We start from the raw sequence: 26,008 nt of genomic DNA on the forward strand, positions 1-26,008 counted from the left end.
ATCGCTGACGATGCATGCACCCAAGCCAGACCTCTCGGTCAGCCAACCGCGCGGCCTCACGCGCCTCGGCCTTTCGGCCAAGCTGCTGCTCGTCACCGTGCTCTTCGTCATGCTGGCGGAGGTGCTGATCTATCTGCCCTCCATCGCGAATTTCCGCCGCAACTGGCTGCATGACCGGATCGCCGCCGCCCAGGTCGCCGCGCTGGTGCTGGAGGGCGCCCCGGAGGACGGCCTGCCCGAGGGCAGCGAGAACCGCCTGCTGATGGGCGTCGGAGCCCGCGCGATCGCGGCCCGCGTCGGCGGCGCACGCCGGCTGCTCAGCCTCGACTCGATGCCCCCGCCGGAGGTTTCCCGCTCGATCGACCTGCGCAGCCTCGACTGGATGAATGCGATCAAGGAGGCGCTCGCCGTCCTCGTCGCACCCGCGACCATGCCGATCCGCGTGGTCGGCGAAGCCGTCGGCGGCGCCGATTTCGTCGAGATCGTCATCGACGAAGCGCCGCTGCGCCGGGCGATGCTGAAATTCTCGTGGAGCCTGCTGCTGATCTCGCTGCTGATCACCGGCCTGACGGCTCTGGCCGTCTATATCGCGCTCAATGCGCTGATCATCGGGCCGATCCGGCATCTGGCGGCCAATGTCATGGAGTTCGAGGCCGACCCCGAGAACCCGCGGCGGATCATCGAGCCCTCCCTGCGCGCCGACGAGATCGGCGAGGCGGAACGCGCGCTCGCCCGCATGGAAGCGACGCTCGCCGACGAGTTGCGCACCAAGAAGCACCTCGCCGAGCTCGGCCTTGCCGTCTCGAAGATCAATCATGACCTGCGCAACATGCTGGCGGCGGCGCAGTTGATGTCCGACCAGCTGATCGAGACCCGCGACGCCAAGATCCGCCGCTTCGCACCGCGCCTGATCGCGACGCTGGGGCGCGCCATCGACTTCTGCCAGGCCACCCTCGCCTATGGCCGCGCGGCCGAGGCCACGCCTGCGATCCGCGATGTCCCGTTGCGGCAGCTCGTCGCCGAGCAGGCGGAAATGCTCGGACTCGGCGACGGCAAGCAGCCGCGCTTCGAGAACCGGGTTCCGCCCGAACTGTCGGCGCCCTGCGATCCCGACCAGATGGCGCGCGTGTTGACGAACCTGATGCGCAACTCGGTCCAGGCGCTGACGCGGGCCGGGGCGGAGCCCGGCGACCTGCCGGTGCTGACGGTGACGGGCGGGCCGGAGAACGGCTCGGTGGCTTTGCGCATCATCGACAACGGACCCGGCGTGCCGGAGCGGGCGCGGGCCAATCTGTTCCAAGCCTTCCGGGGCTCGGCGACACCCGGCGGGACCGGCCTCGGCCTTGCGGTCGCGGCCGAGCTGGTCCGGCTCCATGGCGGCTCGATCACGCTCGAGCCATCCGATGCCGGCGCGGTCTTCGCGGTGATGCTGCCGGCCCGCCGCGCCAACGGGCACTGACGAATCATCTCCGCCTACTGGCTTGCCCAGATCACCCGCGCCATGAAGGCGATCTCGGCGAGGTTCAGCACGCGGTCGGCATGCTCCGGGTTGAGCGAGGCGAGCTCGATCGTCTTGGCGGTCTGGCGCCTGAGCTGCTTGGCCAGCACCTCGCCCTCCACCGTCTTGACCACGACCCGATCGCCGCGCCGGACCGTCGCGGTCGGCGAGACGATGATGGTGTCGCCGTCGCGATAGAGCGGCAGCATCGAATCACCGGAGATTTCCAGCGCATAGGCCTTCTCGTCGGCGACGCCGGGAAAGGCGACCTCCTCCCAGCCCGTGCCAACTGGAAAACCGCCATCGTCGAAGAAGCCGCCCGAGCCCGCCTGGGCGAAACCGATCAGCGGGATCGTCCGGGCAGGCGCGGGATCGCGGCGCAGCACCACGCTCATGAACTCGTCGAAGGAGGCGCCGGTCGCGGCCAGGATCTTGGAGATCGATTCGGTCGAGGGCCAGCGCTCGCGCCCGTCGGGGGCGACGCGCTTGGAGCGGTTGAAGGTGGTGGCGTCGAGCCCGGCCTTGCGCGCCAGCCCCGAGGCAGTGAAGCCGTAACGCTGGGCCAGCGTGTCGATCGCCCCCCAGATCTGGTCATGTGACAGCATCGCTGAGGGCCTCGCTGCGCTCTTGCCGTTCGGCGGGGATTGAAGATAGGAAATATCCCCTATCATATAAGATTTCAATCCGAATCTCGCCGCAATCCGACAGCGACTTGCGGAATCCTCCTGCCAGCGTTTAAGCCGGTGCCCGACATGCGCGCGCGAGACCTCCGGTGCCCCTGATCTACAAGATATGCCCTGCCGCGCTCTGGTCCGAAGCGGAGGCCAAGGGCCGCTTCGACGGCGCCCCGGTCGACCTCGCCGACGGCTACATCCATTTCTCCACGGGTGCCCAGGTCGCCGAGACCGCAGCGAAGCATTTCGCCGGGCAGGACGGCCTCCTGCTCATCGCCGTCGACGATGAGAGGCTGGGCCCGGCCCTGCGCTACGAGCCCTCGCGTGGCGGGGCGCTCTTTCCGCATCTCTACGCCCCGCTCGATCCGAAGGCGGTTCGTTGGGTCGCTCCCTTGCCGCTGAAGCGCGACGGCAGCCACGCCATTCCGGAGACGCTCGCATGATCGGCGGCCTGTTCAACCTCGCCCGGCCGCTGATCCACCGCATGGATGCGGAGACGGCCCATCGCCTGACCGTCGCGGCACTGGCCGCGGCGCCTGCCCTGAGGCCAGGTGCCGACGACCCCGTGCTCGCGACCGAGGCCTTCGGGCTCTCCTTCCCCAACCCGGTCGGCCTCGCCGCCGGCTTCGACAAGCATGCGGAAGCGGTCGACGGCGCACTGGGCCTGGGCTTCGGCTTCGTCGAGATCGGCGGCGTGACGCCGCTGCCGCAGCCCGGCAACCCGCGCCCGCGGGTCTTCCGGCTGCTCGAGGACGAGGCCGTGATCAACCGCTACGGCCTCAACAGCGAGGGCATGGAGGCCGTCGCGAAGCGGCTCGAAGCCCGGCGGGGACGTGGTGGCCTCGTTGGCGTCAATCTCGGGGCCAACAAGGATTCTGCCGACCGTGCCGCCGACTATGCCACGCTGGCGCGCCGGCTGGCACCACATGCCGATTTCCTGACGATCAACGTTTCCTCGCCGAACACGCCGGGCCTGCGCGACCTGCAGGCGGAAAGCGCGCTCGACGACCTCGTGGCGCGCACGCTCGCCGCGCGGGACGAGGCGACAACCGGCGGCAGGCGCACGCCGGTCCTCGTCAAGGTCGCGCCGGACCTGACCCTGCCAGAGCTCGACGGCATGATCGCGGTCGCACGCAAGCGCAGCATCGATGGCCTGATCGTCTCGAACACCACGGTCACGCGCCCGCTGACCCTGCGCAGCACCAGCAAGGCCGAGACGGGCGGGCTCTCCGGCAAGCCGCTCTTCACCGCCTCGACCCGCATCCTGGCCGAAGCCTTCCTGCGCGTCGAAGGGCAGTTCCCGCTGATCGGCGTCGGCGGAGTCGATTCGGCCGAGACCGCCTTCGCCAAGATCCGGGCTGGGGCTACGCTGGTGCAGTTCTATTCGGCGATGGTGTTCAAGGGCCCGGGCCTCGCCAAAGAGATCAAGGCAGGGCTCGCCGCCCAGGCGCGCCGCGCCGGGCTGACACGGCTGACCGCCCTGATCGGACGCGACGCGGCTGCGATCGCGCGCGGCGAAGGGCTGTAGAGCTTACTTCCGCGCTGCGAAAAGCCGCATCAGCAGCCAGAGCGGCACGACGATCAGGGCGCCGGCGATCAGCCACTGCGCGACCTCGCGCACCGCGCCGAAGCCGAGCCCGGTGATCGAGCGCAGGAAGCGCGCGGCCGCCTCGTAGAGATTCTGCGGGGACAGGCCGAGGAAGGCCATGGCTGCGCCGACCAGCAGCGAAATGAAGATCAGGCGGACGAGGACGCTGAGGGGCGAGCCGCCGAGAAACCGTTCCATGGAAGCAATCGTCATCCTGTTGCGCCCCCTGCCGTTCCGGGGCGCTTCTGTGCTGTCTTAACCTGAAATCCACCGCGCTTGAACGGCGTCTGAACGGATTGCCTCAGGCCGTGGCCGAGGCGCCCGCCGTCGCCCAGGCGGTGCCGGCGATCTTCGAGGCTGCGATTACGGCCTGCGTGCGGCTGTCGACGTCGAGCTTGGTCAGGATCGCCGAGACATGAGCCTTCACCGTCGCCTCGGAGACGCCGAGCTCATAGGCGATCTGCTTGTTGAGGAGCCCTTCCGACAGCATCATCAGCACGCGCACCTGCTGCGGCGTCAGTGTCGACATGCGGCGGACCATGTCGGCGATCTCGGCATCGACCGGGGCGGAGAGATCGACGCCCGGCGGGGTCCAGACCCCGCCGTCGAGCACGGCGCGGATCGCCTCGCCCATTTGCGCGACGTCCGCGGTCTTGGGCAGGAAGCCGAGCGCGCCAAACTCGATGCAGCGGCGAATCACCGCCGGATCGTCATTGGCGGAGACGACGATGACCGGGATCTCCGGATGGTCCGCCCGCAGGAAGAGCAGGCCGGAAAAGCCCTGCACACCCGGCATGGTGAGATCGAGCAGGACGAGATCGGCATCACCGCCGCTGGCCAGCGCCTCGGTCAGGGCCTCGAGCGAGCCGACCTCACTGACCTCGGCACCGCCGATGGCGCTCGACACGGCCTGGCGGAGCGCGCCGCGAAACAGCGGATGATCGTCCGCGATGACGATCCGCGTCGAAGGCTGCTTGCTCATCGCCCCACTCCTTAAAGCCTGCACCGTCCCCCGCCCGAAACCGCGTTATCCGCTTCGGGCCGATGCATTCGTCCGACCCGGGCATTTTGCCCCAGGCCGGCCGCGCATCACAAGCACCGCAAGCGCAAGGCTGCAACCCATTCCGGCTCAACCATTGGTCGGCAACAGCGCTTCGAGCACCTCGATATGGTCGGCTTCACCAGGCGGCTTGTCCCAGCGGATGCGGTTGATCCGGGGAAAACGCATGGCGAGGCCGGATTTATGCCGGGTCGAACGCTGCAAACCTTCGAAGGCGACCTCGAAGACGAGGCCCGACTGCGCGTCATGCGTGACCTCGCGCACCGGGCCGAAACGGTTCAGCGTGTTCTTGCGGACATATTTGTCGATCTCGATCAGCTCCTCGTCGGTGAAGCCGAAATAGGCCTTGCCGACCGGCACGAGTTCCTGCCCGCCATCCTCGCCGACGCGCCAGACGCCGAAGGTGTAGTCGGAATAGAAGGAGGAGCGCTTGCCGTGGCCGCGCTGGGCATACATCAGCACGCAGTCGACGAGCCGGGCATCGCGCTTCCATTTCCACCAATAGCCCTTGGGGCGGCCGGGCAGATAGGGCGAATCGCGGCGCTTGATCATGCAGCCTTCGACCGCTTCCGCATCGGCGCCTGCCCCCGCACCGGCCGGATCGGCGCGGGCGGCCGTCAGTTCCTCCCAGGAGGCGAAGGGGATGACCGGCGAGAGATCGAAGCGGATGCTGGCGAGGCGCGACAGGAAGGCCTCCAAACGCTGGCGCCGCTCCTCCAGCGGCAAGTGGCGGACATCTTCCTCGCCATCGACGAGCAGGTCATAGACGCGGATATGAGCGGGGAATTCGCCCAGCATCTTGGCGGTGACGGTCTTGCGGTTGAGCCTTTGCTGCAGCGTGTTGAAGCTCTGGACCGCGCTCTCGCGCATCACCAGCAACTCGCCGTCGAGTGCGCCGTCCACCGTCAATTCCTCGACGAGGTCGGGGAAGGCAGCGGCGATGTCCTCGCCGGTGCGGGAATAGAGCCGTGTCACGCGCGTGCCATCGGCCTTGCGGCCGCTCACCGCCTGGACGCGGATGCCGTCCCATTTCCACTCGGCGGCAAATTCGGCCGGATCGAGCTTGTCGAAATCGCCGTCCTCGATCGGGTGCGAGAGCATGACCGGGCGGAACGGCGCGGGATCGCGCGCCTCGGGCCGCGCGCCCCTGCCCTCCAGCCAGGCAAAGAGCTCGGCATAGGGCGGCTCCAGCCCGTGCCAGACCTGCTCGACCTCGTCGGGCGGCACGCCGCCGAGGCTGGCGGCGGCCGTCTTGGCGAGCCGGGCCGAGACGCCGATGCGCAGCGCGCCTGTGATGAGCTTGAGCAGGGCCCAGCGGCCGGTCTCGTCGAGCGCATCGAGCCAGCCGGCGACGAGGCGCGGCAAGTCGGTCTTGCCGGCCTCGCGCAGTCTCTCGACCACCTCCGGCAGATGCGGCACTGCGTTGGCGCCATGCCGCGCCGGCCACATCAGCGCGACCGTCTCGGAGAGATCGCCGACATAGTCATAGGACAGCGCGAAGAGCACGGGGTCGGCGCGCTCGGCGATCAGCGCGCGGATCAATCCGGCCTTGGCATTGCGGAACACCAGTCCGCCCGTCATCGCCGCCAGCGCATAGCCGCGATCCGGGTCGGGCGTGGTGCGCAAGTAATCGGCGATCAGTGCGATCTTGGCGTTGCGGCGCGGCTCATAGGCCAGGCGATCGAGCAGCCAGGCGAAGCGGTTCATGCTGTCGCCCCCGCGCCACAGTGCCTGGGTTCGTTCCTGTTGCACCGCATCGTTCAGATACTGTTCATGAAGCAAACCTTAACGGCAGCAGAGTAGCTGGGAGAGAGACGCCGATGCGTGCCGCGATGCGGTTCCTTGCCTTGCCTGTCGTCGCTGCAACGCTTTCGGTCGGAGTCCCCGCGCAGGCGGCGAGCTTCTCCTGCCGCGAGACGCCGATCGTGCACTCGAATGCCGCGCTCGCGCCGCTCTCCGCCAAGGTCTCGCAGGGCCAGCCGCTCGCCATCCTCGCCATCGGCTCGTCCTCGACCGAAGGCATCGGCGCCAGCGCCAAGGACAGGACCTATCCCGCCCGCCTTCAGGCGCTGCTCGGCAAGGCGTGGCCCAAGTCCCAGGTCGAGATCGTCAATGCCGGCATCGGCGGCGAGACTGCCCCGCAGACGCTCGCGCGGCTGAAGACCGCGCTTGCCGCGCGTTCCTATGATCTCGTGATCTGGCAGGTCGGCACCAATGATGCCGTCAAGGGCGGCGATCTCGACGCCTTCAAGGCGATGGTCGGCGACGGCATTTCGCTGGTACGCGAAGCCGGCCCGGCGCTCGCCATCCTCGACCCGCAGTATTTCCCCTCGGTGCGCGATCCACAGCGCTACGGCCGATATGTCGAGGCCGTCGGCGACGTCGCCCGGCGCGAGGCCGTTCCGGTCTTCGGCCGCTATGACGCGATGCGCGAATGGCACCGCAGCGATGCCGAGGCCTTCAAGGCCGCGCTCTGGACCGACGGCTTCCACATGAGCGATGCGGGCTATGACTGCCTCGCCCGCGACATGGCGAACGCGATGGTCGGCATGGCCGCGCCCTCGCGCCCGGTCGTCGCCGCCTCGCGCTGACCGGAGCCTAGACGGCCGCCGCATCTGCCGCCTCCTCGACCGGATCGGCCTCGCCCTCGTCGCCATAGCCGACGAGATGCAGCGGCTTGGCCTTCAAGCCCGCCGTGCCGCACCAATGGACGAGCGCATCGGCCTCGCCATGGGTCACCCAGATTTCGTCCGCTTGAACCTCCCTGATCGTCGCGAGCAGGTCGTCCCAATCGGCATGATCCGAGATAACGAGCGGCAGTTCGACGCCCTTCTGGCGCGCCCGCGCCCTGATCCGCATCCAGCCCGAGGCGAAGGCCGTGACCGGATCGGGAAAGCGGCGCGCCCACAGATCCTGCGTCGCGCTCGGCGGACAGATGACGATCTCGCCGCCCAGCGTCTTGCGATCGGCCTCGGAGACCAGCCTGATCTCTCCGAGCGGGATGCCCTCGGCTTCGTAGAAGGTGGTGATCTTCTCGACCGCGCCATGGATATAGATCGGCCGCTCGTAGCCGGCCTCGCGGATCAGGGCCATGACGCGCTGCGCCTTGCCCAGCGAATAGGCGCCGACGATATGCGTCCGCTCCGGAAAAAGCCTGACCGATTCAAGCAGCTTGGCCACCTCCCCCGATGCCGGCGGATGGCGGAAGACCGGCAGGCCGAAAGTCGCTTCGGTGATGAAGATGTCGCAAGGCATGGGCTCGAACCCGGTGCAGGTCGGGTCGCGCTCGCGCTTGTAGTCGCCTGAGGCGACGATCCGCAGGCCGCGGCTCTCGACCGCGATCTGGGCGGAGCCGAGGACATGGCCCGCCGGCAGGAAGGTGAAATCGACCTCACCGATGCGGATTGCCTCGCCGGGCACCGTGACCTGTTGCGAGCCCGTAAAGCCTTCGCCGTAGCGTAGCGCCATGATCGCCAGCGTCTCGCGTGTCGCCAGCACGGCACCATGGCCGGCGCGGGCATGGTCGGAATGGCCATGGGTGATCAGCGCCCGTGCCACCGGGCGAACGGGGTCGATATGGATGTCGGCGGGCGGGCAATAGAGCCCGGCCGGCGTCGGCAGCAGCAATTCGGAGGGGCGCCAGCGGGCGCTTTGTCTGGCCAGCGTCAGATTCCCCCGTGCAGCGTGGCGAGGCGGACGAATGGCCGCCAACCACCCGAAATTGGCATTGGACTGCTTCGAAAGGCGAATTTCGCTTCGCGTTGCGTTACTCTAGACCCGCTTCCCCCACCTCCGAGGATTCGCCCATGCATTTCGCCAGCTCCGGCGACCCGGTGCTCGACCGCCGCTACGGCCGAGCCAAAGCGGCGCTGGAAGACGGCGATCCACAAACCGCGGTGGACATCCTCGACCAAACCGTGGCGCAAGCCTATCACTTCACCGCCGCCTGGCATCTCTACGGGCTGGCGCAGGAAGCGCTCGGCCACAAGGAAGACGCTGCCACCGCCTGGCGGCAATGCCTCGACCTCGATCCCAACGACCATTTCGGCGCGCGGCTCGACCTTGCCCGCATCGGTGCGCTGCCGGCCGAGCAGGCGACCTCGGAGAATTTCTCCGGCGCGCTTTTCGACGCCTATGCCGACCGCTTCGACAGCCATTTGACCGAAATCCTGCAATACAACGCGCCCGACCTGCTGAAGGCAGCGCTCGTCCGCTGCTGCAGCAACGCCGGCCGGCCCTTCCGGTTCGACATCGTCTACGATCTCGGCTGCGGCACCGGCCTGATGGGCGAGGCGATCCACGAGCAGAGCGGCTTCATCGCCGGCTGCGATCTCTCGCCACGCATGATCGAGCGGGCGCGCGCCAAGCTCGCGCCGGATGGCACGCCGCTCTACGACAAGCTCGCCGTCACCGGCCTGACGAGCTTCCTCTCCAGCCGGCCCGACGCTTCCGCCGATCTCGTCGTCGCGGCCGATGTCTTCGTCTATCTCGGCGAGCTCGCGCCCTGCTTCGCCCAGAGCGCGCGCGTGCTGGAACCGGACGGGCTCCTGGCCTTCACGGTGCAGAGCCATGACGGCGAAGGCGTCGTGGTGGGTGATGACAGGCGGTTCGCGCATGCGGAAGGCTGGCTACGAGAGCGGCTCCTGGAAGCCGGGCTCACTCCCGTACTCGTCGAACCCGCCAGCACGCGGCAGGATCGCGGCACCCCTGTGCCGGGGCTGCTGGTCGTGGCGGAGAAGCGGTGAGGATGCCCGCCTAGGGTCGATAACCAAAGCCGCTGTCAGGCGTAGGCGACCCAGCCACGGAACGCGAATCCTGCATAAAAGAGGCTGATTTCGCTAAAGCCAGCCTCATATAAGAGCTGCTGGTCGTCTTCGGGCGAAAGGATGGGTAGACGTTCCGCGACCGCATCTTGCGCCTTCCTGGCATGCGAAGGCTCGATCCCGGATGAAATCGCAAAGGCGGCAACCCGAGACATCCACAGATCGACCTCGTCTTGCGGGATGCTGTAATGGGCAACAACGAATGGAGCGCCGGGTTTCAGCCGCCTGCGGACCTCTCGAAGCGTGCGCAAGCGCTCTTCCCGCTCGATGAAGTGAAGCGTCAGAATGCAGGCTCCCGCGTCGAACGGCCCCGCCGGCGCGATATCGATGAACCCTTGGTGAAACGAGGCCCGCGCGGCTAGCTCTCCGAGCGTCAATCGCGCCAAGTCCAGCATCGGAGCAGACGGATCGACCGCGACGAAGCTCCAGCCGGGCTTCGCCGTGGCGAAAACCTTCATCTCGAGGCCTCCGCCCGCACCGAGAACCAGGACCTTCGCGTCTTCTGGTGCGCGCTCTGCGATAAGAAGCATGGCCATGCGTTGCATGTCCGCAAAACCGGGCACCATCCGAGGTGGGTTCTCCGCATAACGTGCGGCAAGTTGGGGGTCGGCGAATGCGTCCATAATCGTGGATAGGACACGAGATAGCGCCCCGCAATATCTCCATCGCGTCACCAGCAGGCATTCCGGCCTCTCGAAGCGAACCAGCCTGCAGTCTGCGATCAACCAAAGCCTTACCCCCCTTATTCCCCTTTCGTTCTCCCTCATCACCCCCTATCTTCGGCCGGCATGGCCGCTCCCTCCCCGCCCCCTCCTGCCTTCGAGGCCTGGTTTTCCGGGCGCGGCTGGAGCGTGCGGCCGCATCAGCTCGCGTTGCTGGAGGAAGCCCGCGCCGGGCGCTCGACGCTGCTGGTCGCGCCGACCGGTGCCGGCAAGACGCTCGCCGGCTTCCTGCCCTCGCTGGTGGAGCTGGCTGAGCGCAAGGGCCGGCATGACGGGCTGCATACGCTCTATATCTCGCCGCTGAAGGCGCTCGCCGTCGACATTGCCCGCAATCTCGAAGCGCCCGTGCACGAGATGGCACTGCCGATCACGATCGAGACCCGCACCGGCGACACCTCCGCCGCCAAGCGCACGCGCCAGATCCAGCGCCCGCCCGATATCCTGCTGACGACGCCGGAACAGCTCGCGCTACTGGTCTCGCATCGCGACGCCGCGCCGTTCTTCTCCAATTTGCGCCGGATCGTGCTCGACGAATTGCATGCGCTGGTCACCTCGAAGCGCGGCGACCTGCTGGCGCTCGATCTCGCACGGTTGAAGGCGCTGGCGCCGCAGGTCTCGGCCGTGGGCCTCTCGGCGACGGTGCGCGAGCCGGCCGATCTCCAGCGCTATCTCGGCGGCGCCGGGACGCCGGCGGGGCTCGTCACGGTCGCGGGCGGGGCCAAGCCGCGCATCGGCATCCTCGACACCGAACGGCGCCTGCCGATCGCCGGCCACACCACCCTGCATGCGATGGCCGAGGTCTATCAGGCCATCCGCACGCACAAGCTGACGCTGGTCTTCGTCAACACGCGGATGCAGGCGGAATTCGCCTTCCAGGCCTTGTGGAACCTGAACGACGACAACCTGCCGATCGCGCTGCATCACGGCTCGCTCGACGCCCAGCAGCGCCGCAAGGTCGAAGCTGCCATGGCGGACGGACGGCTGAAGGCCGTGGTCTGCACCGCGACGCTCGATCTCGGCATCGACTGGGGCGATGTCGACCTCGTCGTCAATCTCGGCGCGCCGAAGGGCGCGAGCCGCCTGATCCAACGCATCGGCCGCTCCAACCACCGCATGGACGAGCCCTCGGAGGCGCTGCTGGTGCCGTCCAACCGATTCGAGCTCTTGGAGTGCCGCGCCGCGCTCGAAGCCGTCCATGAGGCCGCACAGGACACCCCGCCACCGCGCATCGGCGCATTCGACGTTCTCGCCCAGCATGTGCTCGGCGTCGCATGTTCCGATGGGTTCGAAGCCGATGCGCTCTATGAGGAGGTCTGCACCGCCTCCCCTTACGCCGATCTTACCCGCGAAGACTTCGACGCCGTCGTCAATTTCGTCGCGACCGGCGGCTATGCGCTGAAGAGCTATGAGCGCTTCGCCAAGCTCAGGCAGGACAAGGCCGGCCTCTGGCGCGCCAGCAACGCCCGCGTGATCCAGCAATACCGCATGAATGTCGGCACCATCGTCGAGGCGACGATGCTGAAGGTCCGGCTCGGCCGGGCGCGCGCCGGCAGGCCGGGCCAGCCCGGCATGATCACCCGCGGCGGGCGCGTGCTCGGCGAGATCGAGGAATATTTCGCCGAGACCATGGTGGCGGGCGATACCTTCGTCTTCGCCGGCGAGGTTCTGCGTTTCGAGGGCATCGTAGAGAACGAGGCGGTCTGCTCGCGTGCCTCCCCCGGCACCGATCCCAAGATTCCCTCCTATGACGGCGGCAAGTTCCCGCTCTCGACCTTCCTCGCGGCGCGCGTGCGCGCGATCCTGGCCTCGCCCAGCCTCTGGCATACGCTGCCGGAGGAGGTCTCGGCCTGGCTGCATGCGCAGAAGCGGATATCGCGCCTGCCCCAGCCGGGTGAACTGCTGGTCGAGACTTTTCCGCGCGGCGGGCGCTTCTATCTCGCAGCCTACCCGTTCGAGGGACGCCTCGCCCACCAGACGCTCGGCATGCTGCTGACGCGCCGGCTGGAGCGCGCCCGGATGCGCCCGCTCGGCTTCGTCTGCAACGATTACGGCATGGCCTGCTGGACGCTGGGTGACATGACGGCCGCGATCGCACGCGGCGCGCTTAATCTCGACGACTTGTTCGCGCAGGACATGCTCGGCGACGATCTGGAAGACTGGATGGCGGAATCGGCGCTGATGAAGCGCACCTTCCGTTCCTGCGCCATCATCGGCGGATTGATCGAGCGCCGCTTCCCCGGCCAGGAGAAGAGCGGCCGGCAGGTGACGATTTCGACCGATCTGGTCTACGACGTGCTGCGCCGGCACGAGCCCGACCATATCCTGCTCAAGGCCGCGCGAGCAGACGCGGCAACCGGCCTGCTCGACATTCGCCGGCTTGGTGAGATGCTGACACGGATCAGCGGGCGAATCGTGCATCAGCCGCTCGACCATGTCTCGCCGCTCTCCGTCTCCGTCATGCTCGAGATCGGGCGCGAGGCGGTCTATGGCGAGGCGGCGGACGAGATCCTGGCGGAAGCAGAGGCGATGCTGACGGAAGAGGCGATGGCGTGACGGTTGCAGCCGCAATGCTGGCCAAGGGGCCCGGAGCGACGAACGAGGCCTTCATGCTGGACCGGCTCGCGCTCGTGCCCGATCTCTCGGGCGCGCTCTGGTTGCCGGAGGAGCGCACGCTTGTCGTCGCGGACCTGCATCTGGAAAAGGGCTCCGCCTATGCGGCGCGCGGCGTGATGCTGCCGCCCTATGATTCCACTGCAACGCTCGTGGCGCTGGCCGCCACGATCCGGCGCCATCAGCCGGCCCGCGTGATCGCGCTCGGCGATTCCTTCCACGATCGTGATGCCGAAAACCGCCTTGCGCCCGAGACACGAGCCACGCTCAGCCTGATGCAGCAGGGCCGCGACTGGCTCTGGATCACCGGCAACCACGACCCGGCGATCAGCCGTGCCATGGGCGGCGAGAGTGCCGCGGAGGTCGTGCTTGCCGGCGTGACCTTGCGCCACGAGCCGACCGCCTCCGAAGACGGCTACGAGATCGCCGGGCATCTGCATCCGGCCGCCAAGGTCCGGATGCGCGGGCGCGCGATCCGGCGGCGCTGTTTCGCGATGTCGGCGCGGCGTTGCGTGATGCCGGCGATGGGCGCCTATGCCGGCGGCCTCAACCTGCGCGACGCCGCTTTCCGGCCGCTGTTCCGCGAAGGCTTGAGCGCCCATCTGCTTGGCGACGGCCGGCTCTTCCGGATCGATCCACGGTTATTGCTGCCGGATTGATCGAGCGGGTTGCGTCCGTCACAAGGTTGTGGCATCAGGGCGCCGCTTCGGAACGACGCCAGCGCACGCAACCGCCTCAGAGCGACCGCGAACGCTTCGGCCGTCGGACCTGCTGCGGTAGCTCAGTGGTAGAGCACTCCATTGGTAATGGAGAGGTCGCGAGTTCAATCCTCGCTCGCAGCACCAGCCATTCTCCCGATAGCCGATTATTCTCCAGCAATCTCGGGATAGACGCGCTGTTTCCGCAGCCGACCACGCCGTCGCCGAAGTGGGCCGGCTTTCTCTCCCGACCGACTCCCCTCGCCCGACAAGACTGTTGAAATGGCCTGACCCACGGCGGGCGGGAGAATAAAACTGTCGCGCGGCAGTTGAGCCGGAAAGCATCGCTTTCCAATCACGTCGATGTTCGGAGGCCTTTTCCAGGCGGAGGACGCTAATCCTAGAGGACGACAACCTTGCAAGAGACGCGCTCCGCATGCCCCTGTTTCGTCCTACATACTGGTCTGGCTTCATCCTCTCGGCAGGCCTCGCCCTGGCCAGCATGGCGGGCGCCGCTGCGGCGCAGACCCTGACCATCGCGCAGGGCAATGACATCCTGTCGCTCGACCCGGCCAATCACGGCAACAACAGTACCGAGTCGGCGCTCGTCAATATCTACGAGTACCTGGTCGACAAGGATTTCAGCCAGGGCCAGCTGCGCTTCACACCGCGTCTCGCGCGCTCCTGGAGCACGGAAGACAACATCCGCTGGACCTTCAAACTGCGTGACGACGTGCTCTGGCACAATGGCGATCGCTTCACTGCGGCAGACGTGAAGTTCACCATCGAGCGGGCCCAGCAAGACAAGAAGCTGATCAACGCCTCGAAGTTCCGTCGCATCAAATCGGTCGAGGCGCCCGACGACACGACGGTGGTGATCGAGACGGACAGGCCCGACACGCTGCTGCTGCATTATTTCGTCGGCAACGGCGCGGGCATCCTGCCCAAGGCAGCCTTCGAGAAGGCCGGCGGGAAGGAGGAATTCTTCAAGAAGCCGGTCGGCACCGGCCCCTATGTCTTCGAACAGTGGATCAAGTCCGACCAGGTCATCCTGAGCCGGAACCCGCGCTGGTGGGGCGGCACGCCGAAATGGGACAAGGTGGTGATCCGCTCGATCCCCGAGACCACCACCCGCGTCGCCGAACTGCTGACCGGCGGCGTCGATATTGCCGTCAACATCCCGCCCGAGGACATTGCCCGGCTGAATGACAACAAGGGCACCCGCGTCATCACCTTCGACATCGCGCGCAACATCGCCCTGCATGTACGCACCGGCAAGGACCGCGTCACCGGCGATCCGAAGCTGCGCGAGGCGATCGACCTCGCCATCGACCGCGATGCCATCGTGAAGCAGGTGCTGGAAGGACATGGCAAGCCGACCCGCGGCTTCTTCCCGCCCGCCATCCCGGGCTTTGCGCCGGACCTCAACACGAATATCCGCTTCGACCCTGAACGCGCCAAAGCGCTGCTGAAAGAGGCCGGGTTCGATGGCCACAAGCGCCCCGCGATCAAGATCAGCACGCCCAGCGGTCGCTATGTGAAGGATCGCGAGATCGTGGAGGCCGTGGGAGGCTATCTGGAGGATGTCGGCTTCCGGGTGCAGGTCGAGGTGCTCGACTGGACGGTCTACAACAGCAGGCTTGCCGGCGACGGCTTCGGGGAACTCTACCTCTGGGGCATGGGCTCCTACACGGACGCTTCCTCGATCTTCGTGCAGGACTTCAAGCGCCATTACGACTGGTCGGACCCTGCCTTCGAAGACCTGGCCAGGAAAGCCGGCAACGCCAAGACGGAGGCGGAGCGCATCGCGCTCTCGCAGCAGGCGCAGAAGATCGTCGCCGAGCAGCGCGTGCGTATCGGTTTGCTGCTGCCGCAGTCGATCTACGGCGTCAGCGACCGCGTCGTCTATGACGGCCGCTTCGACGAGATGATCGCTGCGGAGGATGTCGGGCGGCCATGACCAAGCGCTCCCCGCTGCGGGCCCTGCTGCAATTCGTGCCCGTGCTCTACATCGTCTCGCTGGTGGTCTTCGTCCTGGTCTACCTTACCGGAGATCCCTCCGCCCTGCTGATTCCGGAGGACGCCAGCGAAGCGGACCGGCTCGCCCTCATCGCAGCGTGGGGGCTCGATCAGCCCTGGTACACGCAGTACCTGCACTATATGGCGAACATCCTCAGCGGGGATTTCGGGGTATCCTATCGCTATGGCACAGATGCCCTGCCCGTGGTGCTGGAGCGTATCCCCGCCACGCTGACGCTGACAGCCGGCGGGCTCGTCGTCGCGATCCTGATTGCGCTGCCCACGGGCATCTTCGCCGCGCTGAGGCGGAACAGCCTGCCGGATTTCGCGATCTCGGCCGTGACGGTGCTGGGCAAGGCGATGCCGAATTTCTGGGTCGGGATCATGCTGATCCTCATCTTCGGCGTCTGGCTGCGGCTGGTGCCGGTCTCGGGCAGCGGCGGCTTTGCGCATCTCATCCTCCCGGCGATTACGCTGGGGACGGGTTTCGCGGCGGAACTGACCAAGCTGATCCGCTCCAGCCTGCTCGAGGTGATGGGACAGGACTATGTCCGCACGGCCCGCGCCAAAGGCGTCCCCGAGACGCTGGTCGTGCTGCGCCACGGATTGCGCAACGCACTGATCCCGGCCCTGACGATGACCTCGCTGCACGCCATCGCCCTGCTCGGCGGGGCGCTCGTCACCGAGACCGTGTTCTCCTGGCCCGGCCTCGGCCAGCTCGTCGTGCAAGCGGTCTACGTCAAGGATATGGCCGTCATCCAGATCGCGGTCTTCGTCATCACCATCATGGCGCTCACGATCAACCTGACGACAGATGCGCTCTATCGCCTGATCGACCCGCGCCTGCGGCACTGACCGGAGTTCCAGGCACATGACACCGTTATCGCTGCCGATCCCGCGCGAAACCAGAATCGTGATTCCGCGCCTGGCGCGATCGCTCCTGTCGAACAAGGCGGGGGTCGCAGGATTATTGATCGTCGCCATGATGGTGGCGGTAGCGCTTGCCGCCGACCAGTTGGCGCCGCTCGATCCGCTGCGACGCAACCTGTCGCTGAAGCTGATGCCGCCGGCCTGGCTGGAGGGCGGCGATCTGCGCCATCTTCTCGGAACCGACAGTCAGGGACGCGATCTGTTCAGCCGCATCCTTTTCGGCGCACGCACCTCTCTTGCAGTCGGTGTCGCCGCCGTGGCGCTGTCGAGCCTGATCGGGCTTGCGCTCGGTCTCGTCGCTGGCATGGCAGGCGGCAAGGTCGATCTCCTCATCATGCGGCTGATCGATGCCATGCTGGCGATCCCGACGATGCTCTTCATGCTGGTCGTGGCGCTCGTGGCCGGGACCGGGCTGCTGCCGCTCGTCGTGGTCATCGCCGCCACGAACTGGGTCGGCGCCGCGCGGATCGTCAGAGCCGATGTGCTCAGCGTGAAGGAGATGGATTATGTCGCAGCGGCACGCGCGCTGGGCGCCCGGCCGCTGGGGCTGTTGCTGCGCCATATCCTGCCCAACACGCTCTCCTCCTTCGTGGTGGTCTCGACGATGAATGTCGGAACGGTGATCCTGGCGGAATCGGCCCTGAGCTTTCTCGGCTTCGGCATTCAGCCGCCGGATATCTCCTGGGGCCAGATGCTCAGCGAGGGCCGGCAGTATCTCGCGACCAGCTGGTGGGTCGCGACCTTCCCGGGCATCGCGATCACGCTGACCGTGCTCGGCGTGATCCTGCTCGGCGACTGGCTGCGAGACCATCTCGATCCGCGCCTCGACTGAGCGCATCTCCTTCCCGATATCGAAGCGACCCAGACCAATGACGATGCATCACCGCCATTCCGGCAAGCGCAAGCTCCATCTCGGCCTGTTCAACCAGCCGCTGGGGCGCCACCCCGCCGCCTGGCGCCGGGCCGAGGCGCAGGGACATCCGGAGGATATCGACTGGGCCATCCGGAACGCGCGCAAGGCCGAGGAAGGCCTGTTCGACATGTTCTTCGTGGCCGACAACCTGGCCGGCCCCGAGCCGGGCGCGCAGGGCAAGGCGGGCGGCCTCGAGCCGATCACCTTGCTTTCGGCGCTCGCGATCGCGACGTCGAAGATCGGGCTGGTCGGCACGATCTCGACCAGCTTTTCCGAGCCCTACAACATCGCCCGGCAACTGGCCTCGCTCGACCATATCAGCCGCGGACGCGTCGGCTGGAACGTGGTGACGACGCAATCCGACCGGTCGGCCGAGAACTTCAGCCTCTCCACGCTGCCCGACCACGCGGCCCGCTACGCCCGGGCCGGCGAGTTCGTGCAGGTGGTGCGCGGGCTCTGGGACAGCTGGGCCGAAGGCGCGCTTGTGATGGAGCGCGAAAGCGGGCGGTTCCTCGATACCAGCCGGGTGCGTCTGCTGGAGCACAGGGGAGCGTTTTTCTCCGTGCGCGGGCCTCTCAACATCTCTCGCCCACCCCAGGGACATCCGGTGATCGTTCAGGCAGGCTCGTCGCGCGACGGCATCGGACTCGCCGGGGCGCAAGCCGATCTCGCCTTCACCGCGCAGGACACGATCGACGACGCACGCGTCTACCGCCATGCCTTGGCGGAGGTAGCCGAGGCGGCCGGGCGTCCGACGCCGCCGATCCTCCCGGGCGTCATGCCGATCGTGGGCCGCACCGATGCCGAGGCGCGGGAGAAATTCACGGCGCTGCAGGAACATACCGACATTGCGGCCGGCATCAGGCAGCTCTCGGGTCGCTGGGGCTACGACCTGTCGACCCATCCGCTTGACGGCCCGGTGCCGGAGCCGGGAGAGCGCATCCATGGCGAGAGCCGGGTGCGCCTGTTGCTGAACAAGGCACGCGCCGAGAACTACACTCTGCGGGAACTCGCGGCCCTCGCCATCGCCTCGCATGGGCACCGTATCGTCATCGGCTCGCCCAAGACCATCGCCGACGATTTTCAGCATTGGTTCGAGCAGGGAGGCGCCGACGGCTTCAACCTGATCCCCGCCTCCATGCCGGACGGGCTCGACGATTTCGTCGATCTGGTCGTGCCCGAATTGCAGGCGCGTGGGCTGTTCCGCGAACGCTATGAGGAGACAACCTTGCGAGCGCGCTTTGCCCTCCCGATACCGAGCCTGGGTGCCTTCGCCTGACCCAAACGTGGAGGTGCGTCAGATCGATGTCCGATGGCGGCAGGCGCGATCGGTGCGAGGCCTTGCGATGAAAGCGATCCATCTCGGCTGCGACCTGGCCGAGCGTGGCTCGCATCGACACTGCCGATCGACCGGGAATCGGTCGATGCCGCCCAAATCGCCTGACGGCGCGCAGTTCGCCGAAGCAAACGCCAGAGACGTGTCCATTCCCGCGACCGTATGAGCAGGATATGTTCACAAATACTCAGTTTGGCAAAAGGTAATTTTCGAATAATCGCGCCAGATAAGAACATCATACTTATTTTTTCTGCAGTATTGATCGATATAGATCCGCCGATATTCTGCTCCGACCGATAATGCGCCGTAGCCAGCGCCATCTGCCGGAGCCTTTTCATGCCAGACCTGATCGTCAGGACCTCCCCGCTAGATCCTCGTGCCGAAATCCTGGTCGAGGGGCTCATAGCGGAATATGACGGGCGCTACGGAGCCAATAGCCGCCCCGGCGGCGCACGTTCCGAGCTGATGCGCTATCCGGCGGAGGCCTTCGCGCCGCCGCTGGGCGAATTCATCCTCCTCCGTCGTGGCGACGAGACGATCGCCGGCGGCGCCTTCATGAGCCATGACGACGAGACCGTGGAGCTGAAGCGGATCTGGACGCGCGAGGATATGCGACGGCAGGGCCTTGCCCGGCGGATCGTTGCTGCCCTGGAGGACGCCGCGGCAGCGCTAGGATATGTGCGGGCCTATCTCACGACCGGCTTCCGCCAGCCCGAGGCGACCAATCTGTATCGTTCGCTCGGCTATCGGCCCCTGTTCGACATGTCCGTCGAGCCGGAACTGTATCGGTCGCTGCCCTTCGAGAAATCCATCGGGGCCAGGGCGGGTGCAACATCGACAACCCCGATCCATCCGCCAGCCGCATCCTTCGCGGAGGCAAGTGCCCGGGTCGCCGCCATCAAGGCGGAGCAGGAGACCCGGATCGCCTTGCGGCTGGCTGCCCTGCGCTCTGACGCCGCGTGAAGTGAAATCGCGGTGCATGTTCGCCGCCCAGAAGGTAATCGATCTGCACCGGCCGGAATCTTTGCAAATCTGAACTCTTGATCGAAGCAGAGATGAACCCGACACTTGTGATGACGGGTCGATTTCGATCCGCACCAAGTTTTCCTCCATCCGATTATTGGGCCAACCTGGGTCTCGCTCCAGGCGGCTTGAGCGCCGTTGCGTCCATTTCCTTGCGGCCCGCCCGCTTCAGCCTGTTCGGAGTATCCGATGACCATCGTGCCGCTCGCATCCCGCAAGATCGTCAGCAGCGCACCGCATCCCGAGCCGGCTTCGTCCGGACCGGTCTCCGCAGGCTCGTTCAGGGCGGCGATGCGCCAGCTTCCAGGAGGAGTGAGCGTTGTGACCAGCGGACGCGATGGCGGGCGGACCGGGCTGGTCGCGACATCCGTTTCGTCACTCTCGGCGGAACCACCGACCCTGATGTTCGGTCTCAACCTGGCATCTTCGACAGCGATGGTGCTGCGCCGGCAAGGTGCCTTCGCCGTCAACTTCCTGGCCGTCTCCCAGGCTGACGTCGCCGAGCGTTTCTCCGGCCGCCGCGGCGAGAAGGGCGAAGAGCGCTATGCCGGCGCGCGCTGGAGCGAGGGCGTGACGGGCTCGGCCCTGCTTGATGGCGCGCTGGCCTCGCTGGATTGCGAGGTCGAGGAACTGATCGAGCGTCACACCCATGCGATCGTGATCGGCCGCATCCGCGAGATTCGCATCGGCCGGCAGCAACCGGCCCTGATCTACCGCGACGGGCGCTTCGAATCGCCGCTATCGCCGCAGCAATCGCTTCCTTCCGTCGGCCTTCGGGCCTTTTGAGCGCGAGCGGAGTCATGCCTTATAGCCTGAGCCTTCTCGACAAGAGTCCGATCCTGGACGGCGAGCCCGCCACCGACGCCATCCGCCGAAGCGTCGCGCTCGCACAGGCGGCCGAGCGACTGGGTTACGCCCGATTCTGGCTGGCCGAGCATCACGGAGCCCCTGGACTCGCCAGCAGCGCGCCAGAGATCCTGATCGCGCATCTTGCGGCCCGCACCCAGCGCATCAGGATCGGCAGCGGCGGCGTGCTGCTCGGCCATTACAGCCCCTATAAGGTGGCGGAGACCTTCAATCTGCTGGCAACGCTCGCGCCGGATCGCGTCGATCTCGGCATCGGCAAGGCACCTGGCGGGCTGCCTTTCTCGACGCGGGCGCTGCGAGCCCGCCAAGCCGAGGCAGCGCCCTTCGGCGAACTCCTGCGCGAACTGGACGGCTATCTGCTCGACCGAAGCAAGGCTTCGCCGGGTATCGACGTCGCCAGGGCCTTTCCAGCACCGTCCGCTCCGCCGGAGCGCTTCTTGCTGGGCGCCAGTGCCGAAAGTGCCGCGCTTGCCGCCGGACTGGGCTGGAGGCTCGTTTTCGCGGGCCAGCTCAACGGCGATCCCAAAGCGCTCGAAAGCAGCTTCGAGACTTACGCGAAATCCGGCGGCATCGGGACGCCGCTGCTGAGTGTCGCAGCGCTCGCAGCCCCGACTGCCGAAGAAGCGCGCAGCATCACCGATCAGCTCAGGGTCGTCCGGGTTTCGCTGGCGGACGGCCAGAGCGTCAATCTCGGCAGCGAGGAACAGGCCGCGGAGTTTGCGCGGCAGGCCGGCGCAACGGATTTCAGAGCCGAGGTCCGCAGGCCGCATGTCCTGTCCGGCACGGCCGAGGATGTTCGCCGGGAACTGGACGTCCTGCACGCGCGCTTCGGCGTCTCGGAATTCATCATCGACACCCCCGTCGCGGCGACGCGGCTTCGCGCCACATCGGTCAGCCTGCTGGCCGGTGAAGCGCCTGCTCTCGCCGCTTGATCGTCAACGGAGACTCGCCATGGCCCAGACACAGCCGCGCAAGACCCGCCTGACCTTCGGGGTGATGCTGCAGGGCGCCGGGAGCCACATGAACTCCTGGCGGCACCCGGCCAATCCGGCCGATGCCAGCGTCAATCTGGACTTCTTCATCGCCAATGCCCGCAAGGCGGAGGAGAACGGCATCGCCTTCGCCTTCGTGGCCGACGGGCTCTACATCAACGAGAAGTCGATCCCGCATTTCCTCAACCGCTTCGAGCCTCTGACGATCCTGTCGGCGCTGGCGACGACGACGCGCAAGCTCGGGCTCGTCGGCACGGTCTCGACATCCTATAGCGACCCTTTCACCATCGCCCGGCAGTTCGCCTCGCTGGACCTGATCAGCGGCGGCCGCGCCGGCTGGAACGCGGTGACCTCACCGTTGGAAGGCTCGGGCCGCAACTACAGCCGGCCACACCCCGAACATTCCCTGCGTTACGAGATCGCGCAGGAATATCTCGATGTCGCCAAGGGGCTCTGGGATTCCTGGGATGACGACGCCTTCGTTCGCGACCGGCAGAGCGGGCGCTTCTTCGACCGCGAGAAGCTGCATACGCTGGGCCACAAGGGCCGCTTCTTCCAGGTGGAGGGGCCGCTCAATATCCAGCGCTCGGCGCAGGGACAGCCTGTGCTCTTCCAGGCCGGCGCCTCGGAAGCCGGAATTGGCCTGGCCGGCCGGCATGCCGATGCGGTCTTCGCCAATCATGTGCCGCTCGAGGATGCCCAGGCCCTCTACCGCAGCATCAAGACCAGCGCGCTCGCCCATGGCCGCAGTGCCGACGACGTCAAGATATTCCCTGGCGCCGGCCCCATCGTCGGGCGCACTCATGCCGAAGCGGAGGAGAAGTATCAGGCGATCCGCAATCTCGTCTCGATCGACGAGGCGCTGGCCTATCTCGGCCGCTATTTCGACCATCACGACTTCACGGCCTATCCGCTCGAGGCGCCCTTCCCGGAACTCGGCGAAATCGGCAAGAACAGTTTCCGCTCCACCACCGACCGCATCAAGCGCAACGCCGCGCTGAAACATCAGACGCTGCGCGAGGCCGCGCTGGAGGCGGCGACGCCGCGCACGGATCTGATCGGCACGGCGGAGGAGATCGCCGACGTGCTGATCGGGCGCGTCGAGAAGCAGGCAGCCGACGGCTTCGTGCTCGGTTTCCCGGTCCTTGGCCAGGGCCTTTCCGACTTCGTCGAGCTGGTCATCCCGGTGCTGGAAGAGCGTGGCGTCTATGACCGCTCGCTCTCGGGCACGACGTTGCGCGACCATCTCGGACTGCCCCGCAAGACGAGCCGCTACGTCGATGCCGGCGCGGGCGAGCAGGCGCGCAGGGCCGGCTGAGGCAAGCGTCGATGACCTTCCGCGTCGCAGCCGGGGCCAAGGCGGTCGATCCGGAAAGCTATCGGATCCTGCCCTTCGAAAACCGCCTGCCGCCCGCGCTCGCTTCGCCGGCCAAGCAGCCGGATACCCGTCCGCAGCTGCGGACGGGCTGACGCACCGACATCCATCACACGAGCCAGATCATGACCCTCGCCAGCGATCTTGCGGGCCTGCCCGCGCGCGCCCAGACGGCACCGTATGTCGGTGATTTCAGCCGGTTCCGGATCGTGCCCGCGCGCTATCCGGCCCGTACCATCGGCACCATCTTCGCCGCCCTGGTGATCTTCGCGGTGCTGAACTCCGTGTTCTCCAACCCGCGTTGGGGCTGGGACGTCTTTGCGGAATGGTTCTTCTCGGAGCCGGTCCTGGCCGGCCTTGGTCGCACGCTGCTGCTAACGCTCGCGGGCGCCGCGCTCGGTTTCCTGTTCGGGACGCTGCTCGCCCTGGCGCGGGTCTCGGGCTCGTCGCTGCTGGCCTCCCTATCCTTCGCCTATGTCTGGCTGTTCCGCTCGGTGCCGCTGATCGTCCTGCTGCTGATCCTGAACAACCTCGGCTATCTCTACAGCACTGTCTGGCTCGGCGTTCCGTTCACCGACATCACTTTCGCTACCTGGTCGACGACGCAGCTGATCACGCCTTTCTTCGCGGCGGTGCTGGGGCTGACCCTGCATGCGGCGGCCTTCTCCTCCGAAATCGTGCGCGGCGGCATCCTCTCGGTCGATCAGGGGCAGCACGAGGCCGCGGCCGCACTCGGCCTGCCGCAACGGCGGCAATTCACCCGCATCGTGCTGCCGCAGGCGATGCGGACGATCCTGCCGAACGGCTTCAACGAGATCATCTCGCTGACGAAGGGCACCAGTCAGGTCTATATCCTGGCGCTGCCCGAGCTGTTCTACACCATCCAGATCATCTACCGGCGCAATCTCGAGGTCATCCCGTTGCTGATGGTGGCGACGGTCTGGTACCTCGTGATCCTCAGCGTGCTGTCCTTCGTGCAGCACCATATCGAGCGGCATTATTCGCGCGGCGCCTTGCGCAATCCGCCGGCTTCCGCGCTGACGCAAGCGTTCGCATGGCTCAGGCGACATGTGCCGGCGGGTCGCGCTCCCGGTAGCGAGCATGTTGCCCTGGCCCCGTCACCATCCGCTGCCGCGACCCGCCCCGGCGGCGAGATCAGGATCGGCGGCGTCTCGAAGAGCTTCGGCCCGCTCACAGTCCTCGACAATGTCAGCCTCACCCTGCGATCCGGCAGCGTCACCGCGATCATCGGGCAATCGGGCTCCGGCAAGTCCACGCTGTTGCGCGCGATCAACCATCTCGAGCGCGCCGACCAGGGCTTCATCACCATCGACGGCGCGCTGATCGGCTATCGCCAGGACGGTGACACGCTCTACGAGCTCAAGGAGCGCGAGATCCTGAAGCGCCGCGTCGATGTCGGCATGGTCTTCCAGAACTTCAACCTGTTCCCGCACCTCACGGCCATCGAGAACATCGTCGAGGCACCGGTCTCGGTGCGCGGAATTCCTCGCGTGCACGCGCTTGCGGAGGCGCGAAATCTGCTCGCGCGTGTCGGCCTCGCCGACAAGGCCGGCGCCTATCCGCGCCAGCTGTCCGGGGGCCAGCAGCAGCGTGTGGCCATCGCCCGCGCTCTGGCCCTGAAGCCCAAAGTGCTGCTGTTCGACGAACCCACCTCGGCGCTCGACCCCGAACTCGTCAACGAGGTGCTGGACGTCATCAAGGAACTCGCCCGCTCGGGCACGACGCTGGTGATCGTCACCCACGAGATCGGCTTCGCCCGCGAGGTCGCCGACGAGGTGGTGTTCATGGAAGCCGGCCGCATCGTCGAATCCGGCCCGCCGGCCCGTGTCCTCGGCACGCCCGACCATCCCCGCACCCGCGAATTCCTGGCCAAGGTCCTGTGACCGCTCACTCCCGGAGAAAGCACTCCATGATCCACCGCAGACACCTGCTCGCCCTGCTCGGCAGCGCCGCTTCCCTGACCCTGAGCCTCGCGCCCGGCATGGCCCAGCAGGCGCTGGACCTTTCTGCCGCGCAGGCGACCCGCCCACGCGCCGAACCGGACGAGGCCGCGATCAAGGCCATCGGCAAGGACGCAAAATTCGTGAAGGACGGCGTCCTTACCGTCGCCAGCGCCTCGGTGCGGCTGCCCTTCGCCGCTTTCGCCGAGGACAACAGGACCAAGATCGGCGTCGAGATCGACTTTGCCAGCCTGGTCGCCGACGCGCTGGGGCGCAGGCTGGAAATCGTCAACGTGGCGTGGGCCGATTGGCCGCTCGGCGTCATCTCCGGAAAATACGACGCCGTGCTTTCGAACGTGACGGTGACCGAGGAGCGCAAGGAGAAGTTCGACTTTTCGACCTATCGGCAGGACCTGCTCGGCTTCTACGTCAAGGCCAGCAACCCGATCGAGATCCGCGAGCCCAAGGATGTGGCCGGGTTGAAGGTCATCGTCGGGTCGGGGACCAATCAGGAGCAGATCCTGCTCCGCTGGAACGAGCAGAACGTCAAGGCGGGGCTGAAGCCGGTCGAGCCGCTCTATTTCGACGACGACGTCGTGCTCTATATCGCCCTGGAGAGCGGCCGCGCCGACGCCTATCTCGGCCCCAATCCGACGCTCGGCTTCCAGTCCACGCAAGGCAAGACCAGGCTCGCCGGCAACTTCAGCGGCGGCTGGCCGCTGACCGCCGAGATCGCAGTGACGACGCGCAAGGGCGCAGGACTTGCCGAGGCGATCACGGCCGCCCTCAACGGCCAGATCAAGAATGGCAACTACGGCAAGGTCCTCGCCCGCTGGAACCTCGCGAGCGAGGCCGTCCCCGAATCGCGCACCAACCCGCCGGGCTTGCCGAGGAAGTGAGATCGGCGTCGGCCGCTCGT

At 66.9% G+C, this 26,008-nt stretch carries 24 protein-coding genes and 1 tRNA gene; 19 read left to right on the forward strand and 6 right to left on the reverse strand.

What is annotated here, in order from left to right; genetic code table 11:
* Window positions 1–10 precede the first annotated feature (10 nt).
* A complete protein-coding gene (locus tag AC1RLU_RS12090) occupies window positions 11–1,459 on the forward strand; it encodes a sensor histidine kinase (protein WP_492795788.1) in 1,449 nt (482 codons plus the stop codon).
* Between the two features lie 14 nt (window positions 1,460–1,473).
* On the opposite strand, the gene AC1RLU_RS12095 is transcribed toward AC1RLU_RS12090, so the two are convergent.
* Window positions 1,474–2,103 (reverse strand): S24 family peptidase, encoded by a 630-nt coding sequence (locus AC1RLU_RS12095; RefSeq protein WP_061965276.1) that lies wholly within the window; start codon window positions 2,101–2,103, stop codon window positions 1,474–1,476.
* Between the two features lie 167 nt (window positions 2,104–2,270).
* Here AC1RLU_RS12095 and AC1RLU_RS12100 point away from each other — a divergent pair, with 167 nt between their 5' ends.
* Window positions 2,271–2,615 carry a DUF952 domain-containing protein gene (locus tag AC1RLU_RS12100; RefSeq protein WP_492795790.1) on the forward strand — a complete coding sequence of 115 codons (345 nt, stop codon included), beginning with the start codon at window positions 2,271–2,273 and terminating at the stop codon, window positions 2,613–2,615.
* A complete protein-coding gene (locus AC1RLU_RS12105; RefSeq protein WP_492795791.1) occupies window positions 2,612–3,700 on the forward strand; it encodes a quinone-dependent dihydroorotate dehydrogenase in 1,089 nt (362 codons plus the stop codon). Before AC1RLU_RS12100 ends, AC1RLU_RS12105 begins: the two co-directional genes overlap by 4 nt.
* A 3-nt stretch (window positions 3,701–3,703) precedes the next feature.
* Here the strand turns inward: AC1RLU_RS12105 and AC1RLU_RS12110 are convergent, their stop codons facing one another.
* From AC1RLU_RS12110 to AC1RLU_RS12120, 3 genes are all read right to left on the reverse strand, one after another.
* Entirely contained in the window at window positions 3,704–3,958 is a 255-nt protein-coding gene (locus tag AC1RLU_RS12110) for a DUF6460 domain-containing protein (protein ID WP_244492708.1), read from the reverse strand.
* Window positions 3,959–4,061: 103 nt separating this feature from the next.
* Window positions 4,062–4,742 (reverse strand): response regulator transcription factor, encoded by a 681-nt coding sequence (locus tag AC1RLU_RS12115; protein ID WP_061965284.1) that lies wholly within the window; start codon window positions 4,740–4,742, stop codon window positions 4,062–4,064.
* 147 nt (window positions 4,743–4,889) lie between these two features.
* Entirely contained in the window at window positions 4,890–6,527 is a 1,638-nt protein-coding gene (locus tag AC1RLU_RS12120; RefSeq protein ID WP_492795793.1) for a cisplatin damage response ATP-dependent DNA ligase, read from the reverse strand.
* A 113-nt stretch (window positions 6,528–6,640) separates the two neighbouring features.
* On the opposite strand from AC1RLU_RS12120, the gene AC1RLU_RS12125 reads away from it, so the two are divergent.
* Window positions 6,641–7,411: an SGNH/GDSL hydrolase family protein gene (locus AC1RLU_RS12125; protein ID WP_492795795.1), complete on the forward strand. Its 771-nt coding sequence runs from the start codon at window positions 6,641–6,643 to the stop codon at window positions 7,409–7,411.
* A 7-nt stretch (window positions 7,412–7,418) separates the two neighbouring features.
* Here the strand turns inward: AC1RLU_RS12125 and AC1RLU_RS12130 are convergent, their stop codons facing one another.
* Window positions 7,419–8,447, reverse strand: a complete 1,029-nt coding sequence (locus AC1RLU_RS12130) for a ligase-associated DNA damage response exonuclease (protein ID WP_492795796.1) — start codon at window positions 8,445–8,447, stop codon at window positions 7,419–7,421.
* Between the two features lie 179 nt (window positions 8,448–8,626).
* Between AC1RLU_RS12130 and AC1RLU_RS12135 the strand changes: the two genes are divergently transcribed.
* The gene (locus AC1RLU_RS12135; protein ID WP_492795798.1) at window positions 8,627–9,565 is read left to right on the forward strand and encodes a class I SAM-dependent methyltransferase; all 939 of its coding nucleotides are present in this window, start codon (window positions 8,627–8,629) and stop codon (window positions 9,563–9,565) included.
* 35 nt (window positions 9,566–9,600) lie between these two features.
* Here AC1RLU_RS12135 and AC1RLU_RS12140 read toward each other — a convergent pair whose 3' ends face one another.
* On the reverse strand, window positions 9,601–10,266 hold the full coding sequence (locus AC1RLU_RS12140) for a class I SAM-dependent methyltransferase (protein WP_492795799.1): 666 nt from the start codon (window positions 10,264–10,266) through the stop codon (window positions 9,601–9,603).
* Window positions 10,267–10,431: 165 nt separating this feature from the next.
* On the opposite strand from AC1RLU_RS12140, the gene AC1RLU_RS12145 reads away from it, so the two are divergent.
* The 14 genes from AC1RLU_RS12145 to AC1RLU_RS12210 all read left to right on the forward strand — a co-directional run bounded on the left by AC1RLU_RS12145 (window position 10,432) and on the right by AC1RLU_RS12210 (window position 25,988).
* Complete coding sequence (locus AC1RLU_RS12145; protein ID WP_492795800.1) at window positions 10,432–12,918, forward strand: ligase-associated DNA damage response DEXH box helicase; 2,487 nt, start codon at window positions 10,432–10,434, stop codon at window positions 12,916–12,918.
* Window positions 12,915–13,634 (forward strand): ligase-associated DNA damage response endonuclease PdeM, encoded by a 720-nt coding sequence (gene pdeM / locus AC1RLU_RS12150; RefSeq protein ID WP_492795801.1) that lies wholly within the window; start codon window positions 12,915–12,917, stop codon window positions 13,632–13,634. The genes AC1RLU_RS12145 and pdeM overlap by 4 nt, the downstream gene beginning before the upstream one ends.
* A 111-nt stretch (window positions 13,635–13,745) precedes the next feature.
* A tRNA-Thr gene (locus AC1RLU_RS12155) sits at window positions 13,746–13,820 on the forward strand.
* A 289-nt stretch (window positions 13,821–14,109) separates the two neighbouring features.
* Complete coding sequence (locus tag AC1RLU_RS12160) at window positions 14,110–15,633, forward strand: ABC transporter substrate-binding protein (RefSeq protein ID WP_492795803.1); 1,524 nt, start codon at window positions 14,110–14,112, stop codon at window positions 15,631–15,633.
* The gene (locus tag AC1RLU_RS12165; RefSeq protein ID WP_492795805.1) at window positions 15,630–16,547 is read left to right on the forward strand and encodes an ABC transporter permease; all 918 of its coding nucleotides are present in this window, start codon (window positions 15,630–15,632) and stop codon (window positions 16,545–16,547) included. Before AC1RLU_RS12160 ends, AC1RLU_RS12165 begins: the two co-directional genes overlap by 4 nt.
* 16 nt (window positions 16,548–16,563) lie before the next feature.
* Window positions 16,564–17,454 (forward strand): ABC transporter permease, encoded by an 891-nt coding sequence (locus tag AC1RLU_RS12170; RefSeq protein ID WP_113585357.1) that lies wholly within the window; start codon window positions 16,564–16,566, stop codon window positions 17,452–17,454.
* 37 nt (window positions 17,455–17,491) lie between these two features.
* Window positions 17,492–18,814 (forward strand): LLM class flavin-dependent oxidoreductase, encoded by a 1,323-nt coding sequence (locus AC1RLU_RS12175; protein WP_492795807.1) that lies wholly within the window; start codon window positions 17,492–17,494, stop codon window positions 18,812–18,814.
* Window positions 18,815–19,207: 393 nt separating this feature from the next.
* Entirely contained in the window at window positions 19,208–19,834 is a 627-nt protein-coding gene (locus AC1RLU_RS12180; protein WP_492795809.1) for a GNAT family N-acetyltransferase, read from the forward strand.
* A 249-nt stretch (window positions 19,835–20,083) separates the two neighbouring features.
* Window positions 20,084–20,680: a flavin reductase family protein gene (locus AC1RLU_RS12185; RefSeq protein WP_492795810.1), complete on the forward strand. Its 597-nt coding sequence runs from the start codon at window positions 20,084–20,086 to the stop codon at window positions 20,678–20,680.
* 14 nt (window positions 20,681–20,694) lie between these two features.
* Window positions 20,695–21,693, forward strand: a complete 999-nt coding sequence (locus tag AC1RLU_RS12190) for an MsnO8 family LLM class oxidoreductase (RefSeq protein WP_492795811.1) — start codon at window positions 20,695–20,697, stop codon at window positions 21,691–21,693.
* A gap of 19 nt (window positions 21,694–21,712) precedes the next feature.
* Window positions 21,713–23,071: an LLM class flavin-dependent oxidoreductase gene (locus AC1RLU_RS12195; RefSeq protein ID WP_492795813.1), complete on the forward strand. Its 1,359-nt coding sequence runs from the start codon at window positions 21,713–21,715 to the stop codon at window positions 23,069–23,071.
* Between the two features lie 11 nt (window positions 23,072–23,082).
* The gene (locus AC1RLU_RS12200) at window positions 23,083–23,223 is read left to right on the forward strand and encodes a hypothetical protein (RefSeq protein WP_492795815.1); all 141 of its coding nucleotides are present in this window, start codon (window positions 23,083–23,085) and stop codon (window positions 23,221–23,223) included.
* 30 nt (window positions 23,224–23,253) lie between these two features.
* Window positions 23,254–25,032 carry an amino acid ABC transporter permease/ATP-binding protein gene (locus AC1RLU_RS12205; protein ID WP_492795817.1) on the forward strand — a complete coding sequence of 593 codons (1,779 nt, stop codon included), beginning with the start codon at window positions 23,254–23,256 and terminating at the stop codon, window positions 25,030–25,032.
* Between the two features lie 26 nt (window positions 25,033–25,058).
* A complete protein-coding gene (locus AC1RLU_RS12210; RefSeq protein ID WP_492795819.1) occupies window positions 25,059–25,988 on the forward strand; it encodes an ABC transporter substrate-binding protein in 930 nt (309 codons plus the stop codon).
* The last annotated feature ends 20 nt before the right edge of the window (window positions 25,989–26,008 follow it).

The sequence above is a fragment of the Allobosea sp. GW822-FHT05A11 genome, assembly GCF_058800455.1.

What these genes read in the sequence shown, in the direction of transcription:
- AC1RLU_RS12210 (WP_492795819.1), top strand. Translation starts at nt 25,059, where the DNA reads ATGATCCACCGCAGACACCTGCTCGCCCTGCTCGGCAGCGCCGCTTCC.
- AC1RLU_RS12095 (WP_061965276.1), bottom strand. Translation starts at nt 2,103, where the DNA reads ATGCTGTCACATGACCAGATCTGGGGGGCGATCGACACGCTGGCCCAG.
- AC1RLU_RS12120 (WP_492795793.1), bottom strand. Translation starts at nt 6,527, where the DNA reads ATGAACCGCTTCGCCTGGCTGCTCGATCGCCTGGCCTATGAGCCGCGC.
- AC1RLU_RS12125 (WP_492795795.1), top strand. Translation starts at nt 6,641, where the DNA reads ATGCGTGCCGCGATGCGGTTCCTTGCCTTGCCTGTCGTCGCTGCAACG.
- AC1RLU_RS12165 (WP_492795805.1), top strand. Translation starts at nt 15,630, where the DNA reads ATGACCAAGCGCTCCCCGCTGCGGGCCCTGCTGCAATTCGTGCCCGTG.
- AC1RLU_RS12140 (WP_492795799.1), bottom strand. Translation starts at nt 10,266, where the DNA reads ATGGACGCATTCGCCGACCCCCAACTTGCCGCACGTTATGCGGAGAAC.
- AC1RLU_RS12115 (WP_061965284.1), bottom strand. Translation starts at nt 4,742, where the DNA reads ATGAGCAAGCAGCCTTCGACGCGGATCGTCATCGCGGACGATCATCCG.
- AC1RLU_RS12135 (WP_492795798.1), top strand. Translation starts at nt 8,627, where the DNA reads ATGCATTTCGCCAGCTCCGGCGACCCGGTGCTCGACCGCCGCTACGGC.
- AC1RLU_RS12190 (WP_492795811.1), top strand. Translation starts at nt 20,695, where the DNA reads ATGCCTTATAGCCTGAGCCTTCTCGACAAGAGTCCGATCCTGGACGGC.
- AC1RLU_RS12200 (WP_492795815.1), top strand. Translation starts at nt 23,083, where the DNA reads ATGACCTTCCGCGTCGCAGCCGGGGCCAAGGCGGTCGATCCGGAAAGC.
- AC1RLU_RS12160 (WP_492795803.1), top strand. Translation starts at nt 14,110, where the DNA reads ATGCCCCTGTTTCGTCCTACATACTGGTCTGGCTTCATCCTCTCGGCA.
- AC1RLU_RS12205 (WP_492795817.1), top strand. Translation starts at nt 23,254, where the DNA reads ATGACCCTCGCCAGCGATCTTGCGGGCCTGCCCGCGCGCGCCCAGACG.
- AC1RLU_RS12145 (WP_492795800.1), top strand. Translation starts at nt 10,432, where the DNA reads ATGGCCGCTCCCTCCCCGCCCCCTCCTGCCTTCGAGGCCTGGTTTTCC.
- AC1RLU_RS12090 (WP_492795788.1), top strand. Translation starts at nt 11, where the DNA reads ATGCATGCACCCAAGCCAGACCTCTCGGTCAGCCAACCGCGCGGCCTC.
- AC1RLU_RS12170 (WP_113585357.1), top strand. Translation starts at nt 16,564, where the DNA reads ATGACACCGTTATCGCTGCCGATCCCGCGCGAAACCAGAATCGTGATT.
- AC1RLU_RS12110 (WP_244492708.1), bottom strand. Translation starts at nt 3,958, where the DNA reads ATGGAACGGTTTCTCGGCGGCTCGCCCCTCAGCGTCCTCGTCCGCCTG.
- AC1RLU_RS12185 (WP_492795810.1), top strand. Translation starts at nt 20,084, where the DNA reads ATGACCATCGTGCCGCTCGCATCCCGCAAGATCGTCAGCAGCGCACCG.
- AC1RLU_RS12195 (WP_492795813.1), top strand. Translation starts at nt 21,713, where the DNA reads ATGGCCCAGACACAGCCGCGCAAGACCCGCCTGACCTTCGGGGTGATG.
- AC1RLU_RS12175 (WP_492795807.1), top strand. Translation starts at nt 17,492, where the DNA reads ATGACGATGCATCACCGCCATTCCGGCAAGCGCAAGCTCCATCTCGGC.
- AC1RLU_RS12105 (WP_492795791.1), top strand. Translation starts at nt 2,612, where the DNA reads ATGATCGGCGGCCTGTTCAACCTCGCCCGGCCGCTGATCCACCGCATG.
- AC1RLU_RS12180 (WP_492795809.1), top strand. Translation starts at nt 19,208, where the DNA reads ATGCCAGACCTGATCGTCAGGACCTCCCCGCTAGATCCTCGTGCCGAA.